Source organism: Qipengyuania sp. (genome assembly GCF_043423005.1).
GTDB lineage: Bacteria > Pseudomonadota > Alphaproteobacteria > Sphingomonadales > Sphingomonadaceae > Qipengyuania.
On sequence record NZ_JBHWMI010000016.1, the window covers coordinates 15440 to 31588 of the forward strand.

Annotated in this window: 17 protein-coding genes and 1 tRNA gene; 4 read left to right on the forward strand and 14 right to left on the reverse strand. The window is 65.8% G+C overall.

Features of this window, described 5'->3' with window-relative positions; genetic code table 11:
- The first annotated feature begins 19 nt into the window (after positions 1-19).
- From dapF to ACHFFA_RS03220, 4 genes are read left to right on the forward strand one after another with little or no spacing between them, the layout of a single operon-like run.
- A complete protein-coding gene (dapF, locus tag ACHFFA_RS03205; RefSeq protein WP_394269397.1) occupies positions 20-829 on the forward strand; it encodes a diaminopimelate epimerase in 810 nt (269 codons plus the stop codon).
- Positions 826-2013 (forward strand): MiaB/RimO family radical SAM methylthiotransferase, encoded by a 1188-nt coding sequence (locus tag ACHFFA_RS03210; protein WP_394269398.1) that lies wholly within the window; start codon positions 826-828, stop codon positions 2011-2013. The genes dapF and ACHFFA_RS03210 overlap by 4 nt, the downstream gene beginning before the upstream one ends.
- Positions 2010-2930 carry a signal recognition particle-docking protein FtsY gene (gene ftsY, locus ACHFFA_RS03215; RefSeq protein WP_394269399.1) on the forward strand — a complete coding sequence of 307 codons (921 nt, stop codon included), beginning with the start codon at positions 2010-2012 and terminating at the stop codon, positions 2928-2930. The genes ACHFFA_RS03210 and ftsY overlap by 4 nt, the downstream gene beginning before the upstream one ends.
- The gene (locus tag ACHFFA_RS03220) at positions 2927-3586 is read left to right on the forward strand and encodes an inner membrane-spanning protein YciB (RefSeq protein ID WP_394269400.1); all 660 of its coding nucleotides are present in this window, start codon (positions 2927-2929) and stop codon (positions 3584-3586) included. Before ftsY ends, ACHFFA_RS03220 begins: the two co-directional genes overlap by 4 nt.
- A gap of 32 nt (positions 3587-3618) precedes the next feature.
- Here ACHFFA_RS03220 and ACHFFA_RS03225 read toward each other — a convergent pair whose 3' ends face one another.
- The 14 genes from ACHFFA_RS03225 to bamA form a co-directional block, all read right to left on the reverse strand.
- Complete coding sequence (locus ACHFFA_RS03225) at positions 3619-5583, reverse strand: potassium transporter Kup (RefSeq protein WP_394269401.1); 1965 nt, start codon at positions 5581-5583, stop codon at positions 3619-3621.
- Between the two features lie 116 nt (positions 5584-5699).
- The gene (locus ACHFFA_RS03230; RefSeq protein WP_394269402.1) at positions 5700-6350 is read right to left on the reverse strand and encodes a tetratricopeptide repeat protein; all 651 of its coding nucleotides are present in this window, start codon (positions 6348-6350) and stop codon (positions 5700-5702) included.
- Positions 6347-6760, reverse strand: coding sequence for a cytochrome c-type biogenesis protein (locus ACHFFA_RS03235; protein ID WP_394269403.1), 414 nt, complete (start codon positions 6758-6760; stop codon positions 6347-6349). The genes ACHFFA_RS03230 and ACHFFA_RS03235 overlap by 4 nt, the downstream gene beginning before the upstream one ends.
- Positions 6757-7284 carry a redoxin family protein gene (locus tag ACHFFA_RS03240; RefSeq protein ID WP_394269404.1) on the reverse strand — a complete coding sequence of 176 codons (528 nt, stop codon included), beginning with the start codon at positions 7282-7284 and terminating at the stop codon, positions 6757-6759. Before ACHFFA_RS03240 ends, ACHFFA_RS03235 begins: the two co-directional genes overlap by 4 nt.
- Positions 7281-9236, reverse strand: coding sequence for a heme lyase CcmF/NrfE family subunit (locus tag ACHFFA_RS03245; RefSeq protein WP_394269405.1), 1956 nt, complete (start codon positions 9234-9236; stop codon positions 7281-7283). Before ACHFFA_RS03245 ends, ACHFFA_RS03240 begins: the two co-directional genes overlap by 4 nt.
- Positions 9233-9703 (reverse strand): cytochrome c maturation protein CcmE, encoded by a 471-nt coding sequence (ccmE, locus tag ACHFFA_RS03250; protein ID WP_394269406.1) that lies wholly within the window; start codon positions 9701-9703, stop codon positions 9233-9235. Before ccmE ends, ACHFFA_RS03245 begins: the two co-directional genes overlap by 4 nt.
- Positions 9700-9840 carry a heme exporter protein CcmD gene (gene ccmD / locus ACHFFA_RS03255; RefSeq protein ID WP_394269407.1) on the reverse strand — a complete coding sequence of 47 codons (141 nt, stop codon included), beginning with the start codon at positions 9838-9840 and terminating at the stop codon, positions 9700-9702. Before ccmD ends, ccmE begins: the two co-directional genes overlap by 4 nt.
- Complete coding sequence (gene ccmC, locus ACHFFA_RS03260; RefSeq protein ID WP_394269413.1) at positions 9840-10562, reverse strand: heme ABC transporter permease CcmC; 723 nt, start codon at positions 10560-10562, stop codon at positions 9840-9842. The genes ccmD and ccmC overlap by 1 nt, the downstream gene beginning before the upstream one ends.
- Positions 10563-10617: 55 nt before the next feature.
- Positions 10618-11682: a Leu/Phe/Val dehydrogenase gene (locus ACHFFA_RS03265; protein ID WP_394269408.1), complete on the reverse strand. Its 1065-nt coding sequence runs from the start codon at positions 11680-11682 to the stop codon at positions 10618-10620.
- Positions 11683-11730: 48 nt separating this feature from the next.
- A tRNA-His gene (locus tag ACHFFA_RS03270) sits at positions 11731-11807 on the reverse strand.
- A gap of 264 nt (positions 11808-12071) precedes the next feature.
- A complete protein-coding gene (gene rpmE / locus ACHFFA_RS03275) occupies positions 12072-12299 on the reverse strand; it encodes a 50S ribosomal protein L31 (protein ID WP_394269409.1) in 228 nt (75 codons plus the stop codon).
- A gap of 94 nt (positions 12300-12393) precedes the next feature.
- Positions 12394-12846, reverse strand: a complete 453-nt coding sequence (gene fabZ, locus ACHFFA_RS03280) for a 3-hydroxyacyl-ACP dehydratase FabZ (RefSeq protein ID WP_394269410.1) — start codon at positions 12844-12846, stop codon at positions 12394-12396.
- A gap of 23 nt (positions 12847-12869) precedes the next feature.
- Positions 12870-13583 (reverse strand): OmpH family outer membrane protein, encoded by a 714-nt coding sequence (locus ACHFFA_RS03285; protein WP_394269411.1) that lies wholly within the window; start codon positions 13581-13583, stop codon positions 12870-12872.
- Positions 13583-16149 (reverse strand): outer membrane protein assembly factor BamA (gene bamA / locus ACHFFA_RS03290; protein ID WP_394269412.1); only part of this gene is annotated, 2567 nt, incomplete at its 5' end. The genes bamA and ACHFFA_RS03285, both read right to left, overlap by 1 nt.

The window sequence follows — 16149 nt, forward strand, 5'->3', positions numbered from 1 at the left end:
CGCATAGATGCGCGCTGCAATGCGCGCCGATTTCATCAAGATGCACGGGCTCGGCAACGATTTCGTCGTACTCGACGATCGCAGCGGGCAGTTGCCGCCGCTGAATGCCGGGCTTATTCGCAATCTGTGCGACCGGCGCACCGGCATCGGCTGCGATCAGCTGATCCATCTGACGGCCAGCCCCGCCGCCGACGTGCGCATGACGATCTACAACCAGGACGGCAGTACCGCGGGGGCATGCGGCAATGCCACCCGCGCAGTCGCGCTGCTGATCGGGCGCAATTGCCGGATCGAAACCGCGGATCGCATCCTCGATGCGCGTTGCGGTGGCGGCGGGGCAAGCATCGACATGGGAACCCCCTCGTTCGATTGGGACGCCATACCGCTTGCCTACCCCATGCCGACGGCGAACATGCCGCTCGGCTGGGAGGAGCTGAGCGGCCCTGATGCGGTCAGCGTCGGCAATCCGCATCTCATCTTCTTCGTCCCCGATTGCTCGGCAATCCCGCTCGACGTCCTGGGACCGATAATCGAAAACGACCCGCTGTTTCCCGATCGGATCAACGTCAACGTCGCCACCGTGGAGGATCGCACCAACATCCGCCTGCGGGTATGGGAGCGCGGAGCCGGGCTGACCCGGGCTTGCGGCACGGGTGCCTGCGCCACCGCCGTCGCAGCGATCCGGCGCGGACTTGTCGACCATGAAGTTACGGTGACGCTCCCGGGCGGCGCGCTCGTCATCGGCTGGACGCCTGGAGGGTCCATGCACATGACCGGGCCGGCGACCGAGGCCTTTCGCGGTTCCTTCGCGTGGGAGGATTTCGCGTGAGCACAGCACCCGCGGGCCCGACCGTCATCTCGCTCGGCTGCCGCCTCAACCTGTCGGAAAGCGAGAGCATCCGCGCTTTGCTCGCGGAAGAGCGCGACGTGATCGTCGTCAACAGCTGCGCCGTCACGGGCGAAGCAGTGCGTCAGACCCGCCAGGCGATCCGCCGGGCGCGGCGCGCGCATCCGGCGGCGCGCTTGCTCGTGACCGGCTGCGCCGCCGAGACCGAACGCGAGGCGCTGGCCGCGATGCCCGAGGTCGACGGACTGGTGGCCAATTCGCGCAAGCTCGATCCGCGCGCGTGGAACGCGCCCGCCGCCGCGCTGCGCCCGGCGCCCGTACGAACCCGCGCCTTCATCGCGGTGCAGAACGGGTGCGATCATGCCTGCACCTTCTGCATCATCCCGCAGGGCCGCGGGCCCGGCCGCTCGCAGACCATCGACGCCGTCTGCAACGAGGTCGCCCGGCATCTTGGCGAGGGGGCGCAAGAGATCGTGCTGACCGGCGTCGACCTGACCAGCTGGGGGTCCGATCTGCCCGGCCGCCCGCCGCTGGGCACGCTGGTTGCCGCACTGCTCGAACGGTATCCCGCGCTCCCGAGGCTGCGGATGTCATCGCTCGACGGGATCGAAATCGATCCGCTGCTTGGCGAGATCATCGCCGGCGAGCCGCGCGTCATGCCGCACCTCCATCTCTCGTTGCAACACGGGCACGACCTGATCCTCAAGCGGATGAAACGGCGGCACAGCCGCGCCGATGCGGTAGAGCTTGTCGGCAGGCTGAGAGACCGGCGGCCCGACCTGGCCATCGGGGCCGATCTCATCGCCGGCTTCCCGACCGAGAGCGCCGAACATCATGCGGCCAACCTGTCGATCGTGCGCGAACTCGGCATCGTTCATGGCCATGTGTTTCCTTATTCCCCCCGCCCCGGCACCCCCGCCGCACGGATGCCCCAAGTGGCGCGCGACACCGTACGCGCCCGCGCGACGGAGCTTCGCGGGGCGGTGGCGGAGGCACGGCAAAGCTGGCTTGCCACTCTTGTAGGCCGTCCGCTCCGCGTCCTCGTCGAACGGGACGGTACGGGCCATGCGGAAAACTTCGCTCGCGTCGCCGTGCCCCCGGGCCAGGCGGCGGGCACTATCGCAACCATCACCCCTTCGCGCATCGAGGACACCCTTCTGGTATGAGCATGAGCTGGAAAGACCGGCTGTTCGGCGGTTTTCGCAAGACCTCCGAACGCCTCACCGGCAATCTTGCCGAAGTGGTCGGCACCGCGCGGCTCGATGACAAGACGCTCGACGACGTCGAGGATGCCCTCATCATGTCCGACCTCGGCCCGGCGGCGGCGGGGCGCATCCGTCAGCGTTTGTCGGACAAGCGGTTCGGACTCCAGATCAGTGCCCAGGAACTGAAGGAAGCCGTGGCCGAGGAAATCGCCGCCATCCTGCGCCCGGTGGCCAAACCGCTAGAAATCACCGCCTTCCCGCGGCCCCAGGTCGTGCTGGTCATCGGGGTCAACGGTAGCGGCAAGACCACGACCATCGCCAAGCTTGCCCATCTGTTCCAGGAAGACGATTATTCGGTCATGCTCGCCGCCGGCGATACCTTCCGGGCCGCCGCCATCGGCCAGCTGGCGACCTGGGCCCAGCGGGTCGGCGTGCCGCTGGTCAAAGGGCCCGAAGGCGGCGATCCGGCGAGCATCGTCTTCGACGCGGTCAAGACGGCGACCGACCGGGGGACCGACGTGCTGGTGGTCGACACCGCCGGGCGGTTGCAGAACAAGCGCGAATTGATGGACGAACTGGAGAAGATTCGCCGCGTGCTCGGCAAGCTCAACCCCGAAGCGCCGCATGACGTGGTCCTCGTCCTCGATGCGACCAATGGCCAGAACGCGTTGGCCCAGATCGACGTGTTCAAGGAAGTTGCGGGAGTGACGGGGCTGGTCATGACCAAGCTTGACGGAACCGCCCGCGGCGGGGTGCTGGTCGCGGCGGCGGAGCAATACGGCCTGCCGATCCATGCGATCGGCGTGGGCGAGAAGATCGACGACCTGCGCCCCTTCGATCCCGATCTGGTGGCGCGCGTGATCGCGGGGGTGGCATGACGGACACTGAAGAAACCCGGCCGGCGGGCAAGCCAAAGACCGGCTGGCTCAACACGCTGGTCGATTACGGCCCGCTGCTTGTCTTCCTGGGCGTTTACAAGCTGTACCAGCCGCCCGAAAACTCGACTTTCGGCGAAATAGCGGCGGTGATGTATGGCACCATCGCTTTCATGGGTGCGGCGGTGATCGCTCTTGCGTTCAGCAAGTGGAAGTTCGGCCGCGTCAGCCCGATGCTGATCCTTTCGACCACGCTGATCGTCGGCTTCGGCGCGCTGACGATCTGGCTGCGGGACGAACGCTTCATCCAGTTCAAGCCGACCGCGATCTATCTTCTGTTCGGCACCGTTCTCATCATCGGCTGGATGCGTGGGCGGGCATGGCTGCAGATACTGCTCGAGGCGGCGTTCGAGGGGGTGGATAACGCAGGCTGGCTCAAGCTGTCGCGCAACTGGGGCGTGTTCTTCTTCGCCCTTGCCGGTCTCAACGAGGTTCTCGTCCGCACGATGAGCTTCGAGAACTGGCTGTGGGCGAAGATCTGGGTCTTCCTGCCCCTGACCTTCATCTTCACGCTGACCCAGCTGCCGATGCTGATCCGCCATGGATTGTCGCTGGAAGATCGCGACGAGGTTCTGAAGGACGAACCGCCGACCGGCTGACGGCAGGGGTCGCGCAAGGGCGCAAGGCCGGGCTAGATCTCGACCTGGCTGCCCAGTTCCACGACCCGGTTGGTCGGCAGGCGGAAGAATTCCATCGCGGTCGCCGAATTTCGCAGCATCCACGCGAACAGCCGTTCGCGCCACAGCGCCATGCCCGGGGTCTTGCCGGTCAGCAGCGTCTGGCGGCTCAGGAAGAAGCTGGTGTTCATCATGTCGAACGTCCCCCCGCAGACGGGAGAAGCCCGCAATACCGCGGGAATATCGGTTTCCTCCAGGAAGCCGTAATGCAAGGTCATGCGATAGAGACCATCGCCCATTTCGGTGAATTCGATGCGGCGGTCTTCCGTGACTTGGGGCTCATCCTCGATCTTGACTGTCAGGACGATCACCCGCTCGTGCAGTACCTTGTTGTGCTTAATGTTGTGCAGCAGGGCCGACGGCACGCCATCGGGCGATGAAGCCATGAAGATCGCGGTTCCCGGCACCCGGGCCGCGCTCGACCGGGCGCTGCGGGCGAAGATGGTGAAGGGAAGCGATCCTTCCGCCATGTTCTCGCGCATCAGCTGCCGCCCGCGCGACCAGGTCGTCAGCAGGGTGAAGATTCCCAGTCCGATGACCAGCGGCACCCATCCCCCGTCCGGCACCTTTAGCAAGTTCGCGCCGAGGTACGACATGTCGACCATGAAGAAGATCGCCAGCATCGGCAGCGCCCGCCACAAGGGCCATTTCCACACGCTGAAGACGAGGACGGTTAGCAGGATCGTATCGATCGTCACCGCGCCTGTCACGGCGATGCCGTAGGCAGCGGCAAGCGAGCTCGACGACTGGAAGAACAAGACCAGCAGGATCACCGCGATCATCAGGCCCCAGTTGACCACCGGGATATAGATCTGCCCGGCGGTGGACGCGCTGGTGTGCTTGATGCTCATGCGCGGCAGGAACCCCAGCTGGATCGCCATCTGGGTGAGCGAGAACGCGCCCGAGATGACCGCCTGGCTGGCGATGATGGTGGCGAACAGCGCCAGGATGACGACGGGCACCCGCACCATGTCGGGGATCATCAGAAAGAACGGATCGCGGATCAGGGTCTGGGCCTCGGCCGGGGTGACGCTCATCACCATCGCCCCCTGCCCCATGTAATTCAGGAGCAGGCACGGCAGGACGAAGGCGCCCCAAGCGATACCGATCGGCTTGCGCCCGAAATGGCCCATGTCGGCGTAAAGCGCCTCGGCTCCGGTGATCGCGAGCACCACCGTGCCCATCGCGACGAAGGCCCGGAACCCGTCGGTGACGAAGAAGCGCACCGCATTCAGCGGGTTGATCATCTCCAGCACGATCGACGGCATCTTGACGACGTGGAGCAGCCCCAGCGCCGCCAGCGTCAGGAAATAGATGATCATCACCGGGCCGAACAGCTTGCCCACCCTCTCGGTCCCGCGCGACTGGATCGCGAACAGGCCGACAAGGATGACGAGAGCGATGGGAACGATCACGCTTTCGAACCGCGGGTCAAGATAGCGCAGCCCCTCGGTTGCCGACAGCACCGACATCGCCGGCGTGATCATGCTGTCGCCATAGAACAGCGCGGTGGCGAAGACGCCGAGAAGGACCAGGGGCGCGGTCCAGCGGGCCCCCTCGGTCTTGCGGTTGATCAGCGCCAGCAGCGCCAGGCTGCCGCCCTCGCCCTTGTTGTCGGCCTTCATGATCGTGAGGATGTATTTCCACGTCACGACAATCATCATCGACCAGAAGACGAGGCTGAGGACGCCGAACACATGCAGCGGATCGGGTTCGATCGGGTGATGGCCGGCGAAGGTTTCGCGGAAGGCATAGAGCGGGCTGGTGCCGATATCGCCGAACACCACGCCGACAGCGCCGATGGCGAGCATGCCGAACGAAGCCCGGCCATGACCGTGGCCGCCCGGCTGACCCATGCCCTGCCCGTCGTCCATATCAGCTGGAAGGCGGCCCGCCGGGTCTGCGATTGCCTGGCTCATCGTATGGGTCTGCCTTGCCGCATCATGCTGTCACCCCGGCCTGCGGGCGATAGGCCGCGCCAAGGCGGGGGCGCTTAGCAGGCGCGATAAGGCGCCGCAACAGCAGGCACGCGCGGCTAGCGAGGCGTCGTGCGGCGGCTTGCTTCCTGCATCCGGATCACCTCGCCAAGCCGGTCCGTCTGGAATGCCACGGCGGCCCGCCATGGTGCGTCGGGCGGCGCTTGGCGCAAGGCATCGCGCCACAGCTCGAGGGTACGCGCAAGTTCGCCCCGGTTGAGCGCGACGAGGCCGAGGAAATACTGCGCCCCGCCATTGCCCGGGGCAATCTCGCGCGCGCGTTCGAAGGCGTAGGTGGCAGCAGGGGTGAGATTGCCCTCGGCATGCTCGATGAGGGCCATGCCGAGCGCGAGCCAGCCTTCTTGGTCCTGCGGATCCTGCTCCACCGCAATGCGATAGAATTCTGCCGCCCGGGCATAGTCGCCGCGCCGGGCAAAGGCATCGGCAGTCAGCGTCCAGCGGGGGGGCAGGCGCCCGGTTTCGAAGAACTGTCGCCGCGCAGTCACCATCTGCTCGCCCGTTTGCGGCTGATCGGCGCGCGCCGCCTTGGGGGCGGCGGGCATCCCGGGCGAACCCTGCACCCCATAGCCGGCAAGCCCGAACAGCAGCGTGGCGGCAAACAGCGTCCACCCCCCGCGCGGCAATCGCAGCAGCACGATAGCCGCCGCCAACGCCGCCGCGGCAAGCGCGATGATCGCGACCCAGCTCATCGCCGCCGCCTGACGCGGTGCAGCATCACCGCGAGGGCCGCGAGCACCAGCAATGCGGGAATCGCGAACAGCGGCCAAGTCCGCGCATTGAGGGCCGGCGAATAGCTGACATAGTCGCCATAGCGGTCCATCAGCCATCCGCGCACGGCTTCGGGTTCTTCCCCCGCGGCGATGCGGATGCGAACCTGATGACGCATGTCTCCGGCCATCGGCGCATCGCTATCCGCGATCGACTGGCTCTGACACTTGATGCAGCGCAAGGTCTCCATCAGATCCTGCGCCTTCGCTTCCAGCGCGGGATCGTCGAGCTGGCGATAGGCATAGGGCGCCGGCGGCACGTCGTCCTGCGCCGCCACAGGGAATGGCAGCGACAGCAATGCCAGCGACAGGGCAAGCGGCGAGGCTCTCATCGCCCCGCCTCGGCAAGCTTTTCCAGCAGGACCGGCACGTCGCTTGCGCGGATATCGCCGATATGCTGGTAAGTGATGACCCCGCGACCATCGATGACGAAGGTTTCCGGCACGCCCGACGATCCGATCCCGAACTGGACTTCGGACAGATCATCGCGGCCGATCCGGGTATAGGGGTTGCCGTATCGTTCGAGAAAGGCGGCGACGTTTTCCGGTCGGTCGCGAATCGCAACGCCGACGATATCCGCCCCGCCGGCACGAAGCTGCTCCAGCTGCGGGGCCTCTGCCACGCACGGTACGCACCAGCTGGCCCAGATGTTCAGCAACCGCGGCTTGCCGTCGGCGAACGATGCGCTGCCGACCCCCGGGCGATCCGGGCTCGCGGGCGGAAGATCGAAATACGGCAACGGCTGGGCGATCATCGCGCTGCGGACGAAATCGTCCTTCGGCTGCGACAGGCTGTACGCGGCAATCCCGAGGAATGCGGCGAACGCCAGCACCGGCAACCACAGCCGCCAGCTCATGCTGCCGCCCCGGCATCTGCGCGCCGGGCCGCGGCCTTGCGCTGCACTGTCCGTCGCCGCAAATCGTCACGCAGCCGGCCGATAAGCGACAGCAGCCCGCCCAACGCGATCAGTCCGCCGCCATACCAGATGAACGGGACGAAGGGTTTCCACCACAGGCGGATCTGCCAGCGCCCGCCCTCGGCCTCTCCGCCCATCACGGCATAGAGCTGGCCGTTCCAGCGGGTCAGCAACACGCTTTCGCTGGTCTGCTGTTCGGGCGCCCAGAAGCTGCGCGCCATGGGCAGGATTTCGGTCACCTCGCCGCCATCGTAGCGGGCCTCCATCCGTCCCGCGAGCGCGGTCCAGTTCGGCCCCGCCCGCGGTTCGACCGCCTCCAGTTCGACCTGCCACGGCCCCACCGTCACGGTATCGCCGGGGCGCATGGCCGCCAGACGCTCGGTCGAAAAGGCGCTCTCGCTGGCCATGCCGAACAGCGACACCGCGATCCCCAGATGGGCGACGACCATGCCCCATGTAGCCAGCGGCACCCGCGTCAGCCTGCGGCCCCGCAGCGGAAGCACGCTGGCCACGGCCAGCGCCGCAGCCAGCGCCAGCCCGAGCAGCGGCAGGAGGGCAATTTCGCCCAGCAGGCTGACCAGCACCAGCGCTGCAAGCAGCAGGGCGGCGATCAACGCCAGTTCCTTGCCGATCCGGTCCCACCGGTCCTGCCGCCAGCGCAGCAACGGGCCGACTGCCATGACCAGCAGCATCGGGACGGCGAAGATCGCCGAAACCGGGTTGAAATACGGCGGCCCCACCGAAACCCGAACGCCGAATGCCTCGGTCAGCAAGGGGTACAGCGTGCCGAGCAGCACGATCGCCAGGATCGCGCTCAGCATCACGTTGTTGACCACCAGCGCACCTTCGCGGCTGGCAAAGGCGAAACGCTGGCCTTCGCTGATCGTGGCGGCCCGCAGCGCAAACAGGAGCAGCGCGCCGCCGATGTAGATCGCCAGCAGGGCGAGGATGAAGCTGCCCCGCTCGGGGTCGACAGCGAAGGCGTGCACGCTGGTCAGGATGCCCGAGCGCACGAGGAAGGTGCCGACCATGCTCATCGAGAACGCGACCACGCCCAGCATGATCGTCCACACACGCAAGGCATCGCGCGAGGCCAGGACCGAGACCGAATGAAGCAGCGCGGTAGCCGCCAGCCACGGCATGAGCGAGGCATTCTCGACCGGATCCCAGAACCACCAGCCGCCCCAGCCGAGTTCGTAAAAGGCCCAGTAACTTCCGGCCGTGATCCCGATGGTCAGAAAGACCCACGCACCCAGCACCCAGGGGCGCATGACGCTGGCGAGGTCCGGTGTGACCTGCCGGGTCAGCAAGGCGCCCACGGCGAAGCTGAAGGCCACCGACAGTCCGACATAGCCGAGATACAGCGTCGGCGGGTGAAAGGCGAGGCCGATGTCCTGCAGCAGAGGATTGAGCCCGATGCCCTCTGCCGCGGGCAACGGCAACCGTTCGAACGGGTTGGAGCTCAGGAGGAGAAAGGCGTAGAACCCCAGCGCCACGAACCCCTGCGCGGCCAGGGTCGCCTGCAAGGTCCGTTCCGGCAGCCGGCGTTCGAGCAAGGCGATCAGCGCGCCCGACAGCGCCATGACCATCACCCACAGCAGCATCGAGCCTTCATGATTGCCCCAGGCGCCGGCGATCTTGTAGATCATCGGTTTCAGGGAATGCGAGTTCGCCGCCACCAGTTTGACCGAAAGGTCGGTAATCGCGAACACCCACAGAAGCGCGGCGAAGGCAATGATCGCCAGCCCGCCCTGAACCACCGCCGCGGGGCGGACCAGCCGACCGATCGCGCTCGTCGCCCCTTCCCGAACTGCAAGACCGCCGGCCAGCATCTGCAGCGCGGCCAAAGCCGCGGCGAGCCACAGGGCGGCAAGGCCGAGTTCCGCGATCACTCGAGACCGACCGTCGTTTCCTCGGCCATTCGTGCAGCCTGATGCTCGCTCATTCCTTCAAGTTCGCGTGGAACGTAGTTCTCGTCATGCTTGGCGAGGAGGTTATCGGCCACAAACACCCCGTCCGGGTTCAGCGCGCCCTCGGCCACCACGCCCGATCCTTCGACGAACAGGTCCGGCACGATGCCGGCATAGCGCACCGGAATGCGCGAGGCGTCGCGCCCGGTCACCATGAAGTCGATCGTCACACCATCGGCCTGAGTCTTGAGCGAACCCGGCTCGACCATCCCGCCAAGCCGCACCGCCTGACCTGCGGCGGGGGGATCGTCACGCATCTGTTCGGGGAGATAGAAATAGCTTGCCTGATTGCGCAGCGCATAGATCGCCAGCAACGCCGCCCCGATCAGCGCGATAAGGGCGACAATGACCAGCAGCAGGCGTTGATGCTTGGGCTTGAATGCTTTCATCGGCGGCGCGCCTCGTCGCGTTTGCGCTCAGCCCGGCGCATCGACATCACGCTCCACACTGCCAGCGCAAGAGTGGCGATGATGGTCAGCGCGTAGGCACCGATCACGAACGGCCATTGATCGAGCGATTCGCGCATCAGGCGGTTTCCAGTGCACGCCGCCGCAGCCGTGCTTCGGCCTGCGTTTCGGCCAGCAGCGCGCGCATCCGGGCCAGCACCACTCCGCCGAACAGCAGCGAAAAGCCGGCTGCCGCGATCAGCAGGGGGACGAGGAATTCAGCGTCGATCGCACTCCTGCCCATGGTGATGCTGGGCGGCTGGTGCAGCGAGTTCCACCACACCACGCTGCGATTGATGATCGGGATGTTGATCGCCCCCAGGATGCCGAAGATCGCCGGGATACGCGCCGACACACCTTCGCGCGCAGCCGCTTGCGACAGGGCGATATAGGCAAGATAGAGAAACGCGAGGACGAGCATGCTGGTTAGCCGGCCGTCCCACACCCACCAGGTACCCCAGGTGGGCCGCCCCCAGATCGATCCGGTAGCCAGGCACACCAGCGTGAAGACCAGCCCGGGAAGGGCCGCGGCGCGCGCGGCGATGGCCGCCAGCGGGTGTCGCCAGACGAGATAGACGATGCTGGCGACCGCAATCGCGCTCCACCCGGCCATGCCGAGCCATGCCGCCGGCACGTGGATGAAAAGGATGCGGACTGTTTCTCCCATGAGCCGGTCGGGCGGCACCTGCAGCAGCCCCCAGGCGAGCGCGCTGGCAGCCACGATCAGCCCGCCCGCCAGAAGCGGCAGGGTCAGCCAGCGGGCGATGGTCAGGAACCGTTTCGGATTGGCAAGGCCGTGCATGTCAATTCGCATCGGCGCTATTACAGGGGCGCGCCTGACCCGCAAGTGAAGACGATCAGCGTCCGATCAGCTTTTGCGCCATCCGGTCCGCAACCTGATCGGGCGACGCACCGGTTTCGTCGCTTTGCTGCCAGATCTGCTCCAGCCGGCCGGGGATCAGCGCGATGCGCTTGCGCACCTCGTTGATGTCGCAAGGCGAGGCGTCGTGGCGGCACAGGTATTCGAGCGCAACGGAAATGATGCCGCCGGCATTGATCACATAGTCGGGCGCGTAAAGGATGCCGCGTCCGGCGAGGAGCGGACCGTGTTCGGGGCGCTGCAACTGATTGTTGGCGGCACCGGCCACGATCCGGCAATCGAGCCGCCCGATGCCCGCATCATCGAGGATGGCGCCAAGAGCGTTGGGGCTGAACACATCGCAGGGGACCGACATGATCGCATCGGGCGAAACGGCACGCGCGCCGGTTTCGTGTGCCAGCGCCTGGGCCCGCGCCTCGTCCACGTCGGACACGGTCAGCACCGCCCCCTCCTTGGCCAGCAGCCGGGCGACGCCGCCGCCGACGCTACCGGTGCCCTGGATCGCCACCTCGACCCCGTCGACGCTGTCGCGGCCAAGCCTGTGGGCGACGGCGGCCTTGATGCCGAGGAAGACCCCCAGCGCGGTGAACGGGCCGGGATCGCCGCCAGCGCTGTCTTCGCCGGTTACCGGCAGTCCGGAGACATATCGGGTTCGCTTGGCGACGGCTGCCATATCCGCCTCGGTGATACCGACATCCTCGGCTGTCACGTAGCGCCCGCCCAGACGGTCGACCGCGTCGGCGAAGGCACCAAGCAGTTCGGGGGTCTTGGTGCGCTTGTCGTCCGCCAAGATAACCGCCTTGCCACCGCCCATCGGCAGCCCGGCCATCGCGTTTTTGTAGCTCATCCCGCGGCTGAGACGCAGCGCATCGCGCATCGCACCTTCGGGTTGGGCGTAATGCCAGAAACGGGTTCCGCCGGCTGCCGGTCCGAGATGCGTGGAATGCAGGGCGATGATCGCGGTCAACCCGCTGTGCGGGTCGCGCACAAACTGGACAAGCTCATGATCGTCGTAATCCGCTTCGGTCCAGAATGCCGCCATCTTCCGCTTTCCCGCAAGGTTTTTCTCGAGGCTGCGAAAGGGGGAAAATGGGGCGATCGAGGGGTCTCGAACCCCCGACCTCCGGTACCACAAACCGGCGCTCTAACCAACTGAGCTACGATCGCCACAAGCCCCCGGCCACCGCCGGACAGGGGGCACATACAAGCGGGCCGAACGGCGTCAAGCGACTACCCGCAGTGGGCCGGCCCTGTTACATAAACACTGCCCCGAGGGAAGTGAAAAAGCGTGTTGACGCCAATCAACGCAAGAATGTTTCGCCGGCGTCCAGGTAGGCATTAGATCGGGATTCCGGGACTCCGGCGCAACAGAAAGGGGCGGCATTGCTGCCGCCCCTCTTGCTCGCCAAATGCCCGTGAACGGCGCCGCGCTTACTTCTTCTTGAGGCTGATGCCGCCGAAGCGCTTGTTGAAGGCCGCAACCCGCCCGCCTTCGGAAACCTGCCGCGTGCCGCCGGTCCATGCCGGGTGGCTGGTGGGGTCGATCTCGAGCGTCAGGGTGTCGCCCTCCTTGCCCCAGGTCGAACGGGTCTGGAATTCGCTCCCATCAGTCATCTTGACGGTGATGGTGTGATAGTCGGGATGACCTTCGGCCTTCATGAGTATTCGTCCTTCTAGCTTCGGAACGGTTCCGACCGGTCCAGCTGTGATGGGAAAGGCGCGCCCGTAGCTTTGCCGCGCCCGTTTGACAAGGTCATTCAGGCGCGTCTGCGATCATCGCAGTGAACTGCACCTCGCACGTAACCTTGCCGTCGATCGACGCCTCGCCGGCGAACTTGCACACCCGTGCGCGCTTCTGGACGAACCGGACCTTGAGGTCGAGCAGGACCCCGGGCGTCACCGGGGCGCGGAACTTGGCGTTCTCGATGGCCATGAAATAGACCAGCTTGCTTGATCCCGCGAGCCCGAGGGACTCGACCGCGAGGACCCCCGCGGCCTGCGCCAGCGCCTCGATCTGGAGTACGCCGGGCATGATCGGCGCACCGGGGAAATGACCCTGGAAAAATTGTTCGTTGAAGCTGACCGCCTTGACCGCATGAATCTGCTCGTCGGGGACCAGCTCGGCCACCCGGTCGACCAGCAGGAGGGGGTAACGGTGGGGCAGGCGCTTGAGCACCTCGACGACGTCGAATGCCTGGGTTTCCATGACGACTGCCCCGCCCCGCCCGATCAGCGGCCCGAAGGCTGCGGGGTCGGCTGCTGGGGTTGCTGGGCGGGCTGCGTCGCCTGACCCTGCTGGCGCGCCTGGCCTTGCGCCAGAGCCTGCGCGGCATAGATGGACTGCTGGATTTCCTGGTACAGGGCGACTGCCTGACGCGGCGGCTGGTAGCCGGCGGGCGGTACGATCTGTACCGAGGGCACCTTCGCGTTGAGAGCGGTGATCACCTTGGTGTTGATCGTCGCCGCGGCGGGGGCATAGACCACCGCTTCGGGCGTGAGCAGGATCTGCACTTTGTTCTGCTTCACCACCTCTTCGACCACCGGCCCATACTGCTGCAGCAGTTGGTCGATGGCGTAGACGCGGGCGATCTCGATCTGGTTGCCGAGCTGATCGATCTCGGTTTCCAGCTGGCGGATCTGCGCCGCCTGCGGAGCCGCCTGGGCGGCGCGCTGCTCGGCCTCGTCGAGCTGACCATCGCTGTTCTTGTCAAGCTGCTGGAGCAGCGTCTGGCGCTGATCGCTCTTCTGCTGCAGCTGGGTCGCCTGTGCCTGATAGGTCGTGCCGATCTGCTGGTAGGCAGTCCGGAAGGCGTTCGTGCCGACGATTACCGAAGGCGCGTTGACGATGGCGATATTCCCGCTCACCTGCGCGGCGAGCGGAGCGCCGGCGACGGCAGTGCCGGCAAGGGCCAAAGCGGCGAAAGTCTTGGTCAGGACGTTCATCAGAATTGCGTTCCTACATTGAAGGAGAAGGTCTTGGTGTCGTCACCCGGCTGCTTGCGCAGCACGTGGGAGACGTCGATCCGGAACGGACCGAAGGGGGAATTCCAGTTGACCCCGACGCCGACCGATACCCGCGGCGAGGCACTGTCACCGTAGAACACCTCGCGATAGAAGGTGCTTTCGGGAATGATCGGGGCGTTGGCCGTCCCGTCCGGCGCGGTCGGGCTGGTGACAGTCGTCGTTTGCGGCACCCCGTTGACCGTGATCGTCTGGCTGTACAGCAATTGGCCGTCGGAATTGCGCAGCTGCACGCCGTTGGGGTTGTCTTCCAGGATCGGACGGTCGATCGAGAACAGCGAGCCGACATCGACCCACACCGAAGGCCGTAGCCCCATGTCCTGCGCGCCCGAACCGAGCGGAATGTCGATCTCCGCCCGCCCGAGGTAATAGGCCTTGCCGCCCAGGGCATCGTCGTACTGGCGGCGCCCGCTGCCGCTGCGGAACTCCTCGAGCGTCTGCAGCACGCGCGCGGTATCGGGATCGTTATCGTCATCGAGATAGGGGAGCCGTACGATCCGCGGACCCACGCCGCGAATGTCGAAGCCGCGGAACTGCGGTTCGCCGAGGAAGAACCGGTCGGTCAGGCGAACATCGTCGAACCCCGGGGCGGCATCGCTTTCCAAGGCGCGGATATATCCGCCCTCGGCCGTGAGCGAGAGGATGAAGTTCGAACCGAGATTGGTATACTTGCCGCCCTGGATCCGGCCGCGGACATACTTCACATCGCCGCCGAGCCCCGCGAACTCACCGGTCAGTGAGAGCGATTCGCCGCGGGTCGGCCGATAGCGGCTGTCGAGCGTGTTGTAGTTCAGCGTCAGCCCGAGGATCGAGCTGGTCCGCTTGCCCACCGATTCGCAGATGAAGCGTGTGGCGATGCAATCCTCGATGCCGTCACCGTTGCGGTCGGAGAAGAACTCATCGGCGATCGTGACGTTGTCGTAGTTGAAAGTGTAGCTGCCGATGGCCGACAGGTATTCGGTCAGGGGCACACCGGCGCGCAGCGAAAGGCCGGTGGTCGCCTGGGCGTAGGTGCCGGTCCCGCGGTTGTAATAGTCGTTGTCGAACTCGCGGTGGTACACATCCGCGCCGAACGAAATGTTGCGGTCGAACAGGTAGGGCTCCGAAAAGCTGACCTGCGCGGATTTGGAATAGCGCGAGTAGTTTAGGCTGAGCCCCACCGTCTGGCCCTTGCCGCGGAAATTGCGCTGCCGGATCGAGCCTGCGAGAATGAAGCTTTCGAGCGACGAGAACCCCGCCGAAAGCTGCAGTTCGCCGGTCGATTGCTCCTCGACATTGGCTTCGAGGACGACCCGGTCAGGCGCGCTGCCCTCGACCTGGCTGACGGTGAAGTTTTCCTGGAAGAAACCCAGCGACTTGATCCGCGCCTCGGAGCGCTTGATCGCCAGACTGTTGAAGGCATCGCCTTCGGCCACCCGGAACTCGCGGCGCACGACCTTGTCCTGCGTCAGCGTGTTGCCGTTGACGTCGATCCGCTCGATGTAGACGCGCGGCGCCTCGCGGATGACGAACGTGACGTCCATCGTCTTGGTTTCGGCGTTACGCTGGAAATTGGGCGACACGTCGGCAAAGGCATAGCCGAAGGTGCCGGCCAGTTCGGTCATCTGCTCGACCGTATCCTCGACCTGCTTGGCGTTGTACCAGTCGCCCGCCTGCATCGGCAGCCGCGCGGTCATGCCGGTGCTGTCGAAATCGCGCAGCTGGCTGTCGACCTTGACGTCCCCGAACTTGTAGCGCTCGCCCTCTTCCACCACGTAGGTGATGATGAAATCCTGCCGGTCGGGCGTCAGCTCGGCCACGGCGGAGACGACGCGAAAGTCGGCATAGCCTTCGGTCAGGTAGAAGGTGCGCAGCTGCTGCTGGTCGAATGCCAGGCGATCGGGATCGTAGCTGGTGTTCGAGCTGAGGAAACTGAGCAGGCCGCCGGTCTGCTTGGTCACCATTTCGCCGCGCAGGTCGCCATCGGAGAACTGCTCGTTCCCGATGATGTTGATCTGACGCACCTTGGATTTCGGCCCTTCGTCGATTTCGAAGACAATATCGACACGGTTCTGGCTGAGTTGCACCGACTGAGGCTCGACCGTGGCCGCGAACCGGCCCTGACGCTTGTACAGTTCGATGATCCGGGCGACGTCGGCGCGGACCTTCGACCGGGTGAAGATCTGCCGCGGCGCGAGCTTGATCTCGGGCAGGATCTTGTCGTCCTTGATGCGCTCGTTGCCTTCAAGGATGATGCGGTTGATCACCGGGTTTTCGACCACGGTGATGACGACATCGCCATTGGTGTTGACGACGTTGAAGCTGGCGAACAGCTCGGTCGCGGCAAGGTCCTTCAGCACCTGGTCGCCGACCGCCGGGCTCCACTGGTCACCGGGGCGCAACTGGATGTACGAAATGATCGTCTGCGCTTCGAGGCGTTGGGCACCCGAGACCGAGATGCTGCGCACCGTATCGCCCTGCGCCGGCGTGGCGGCCGGCGGCCCGGCGG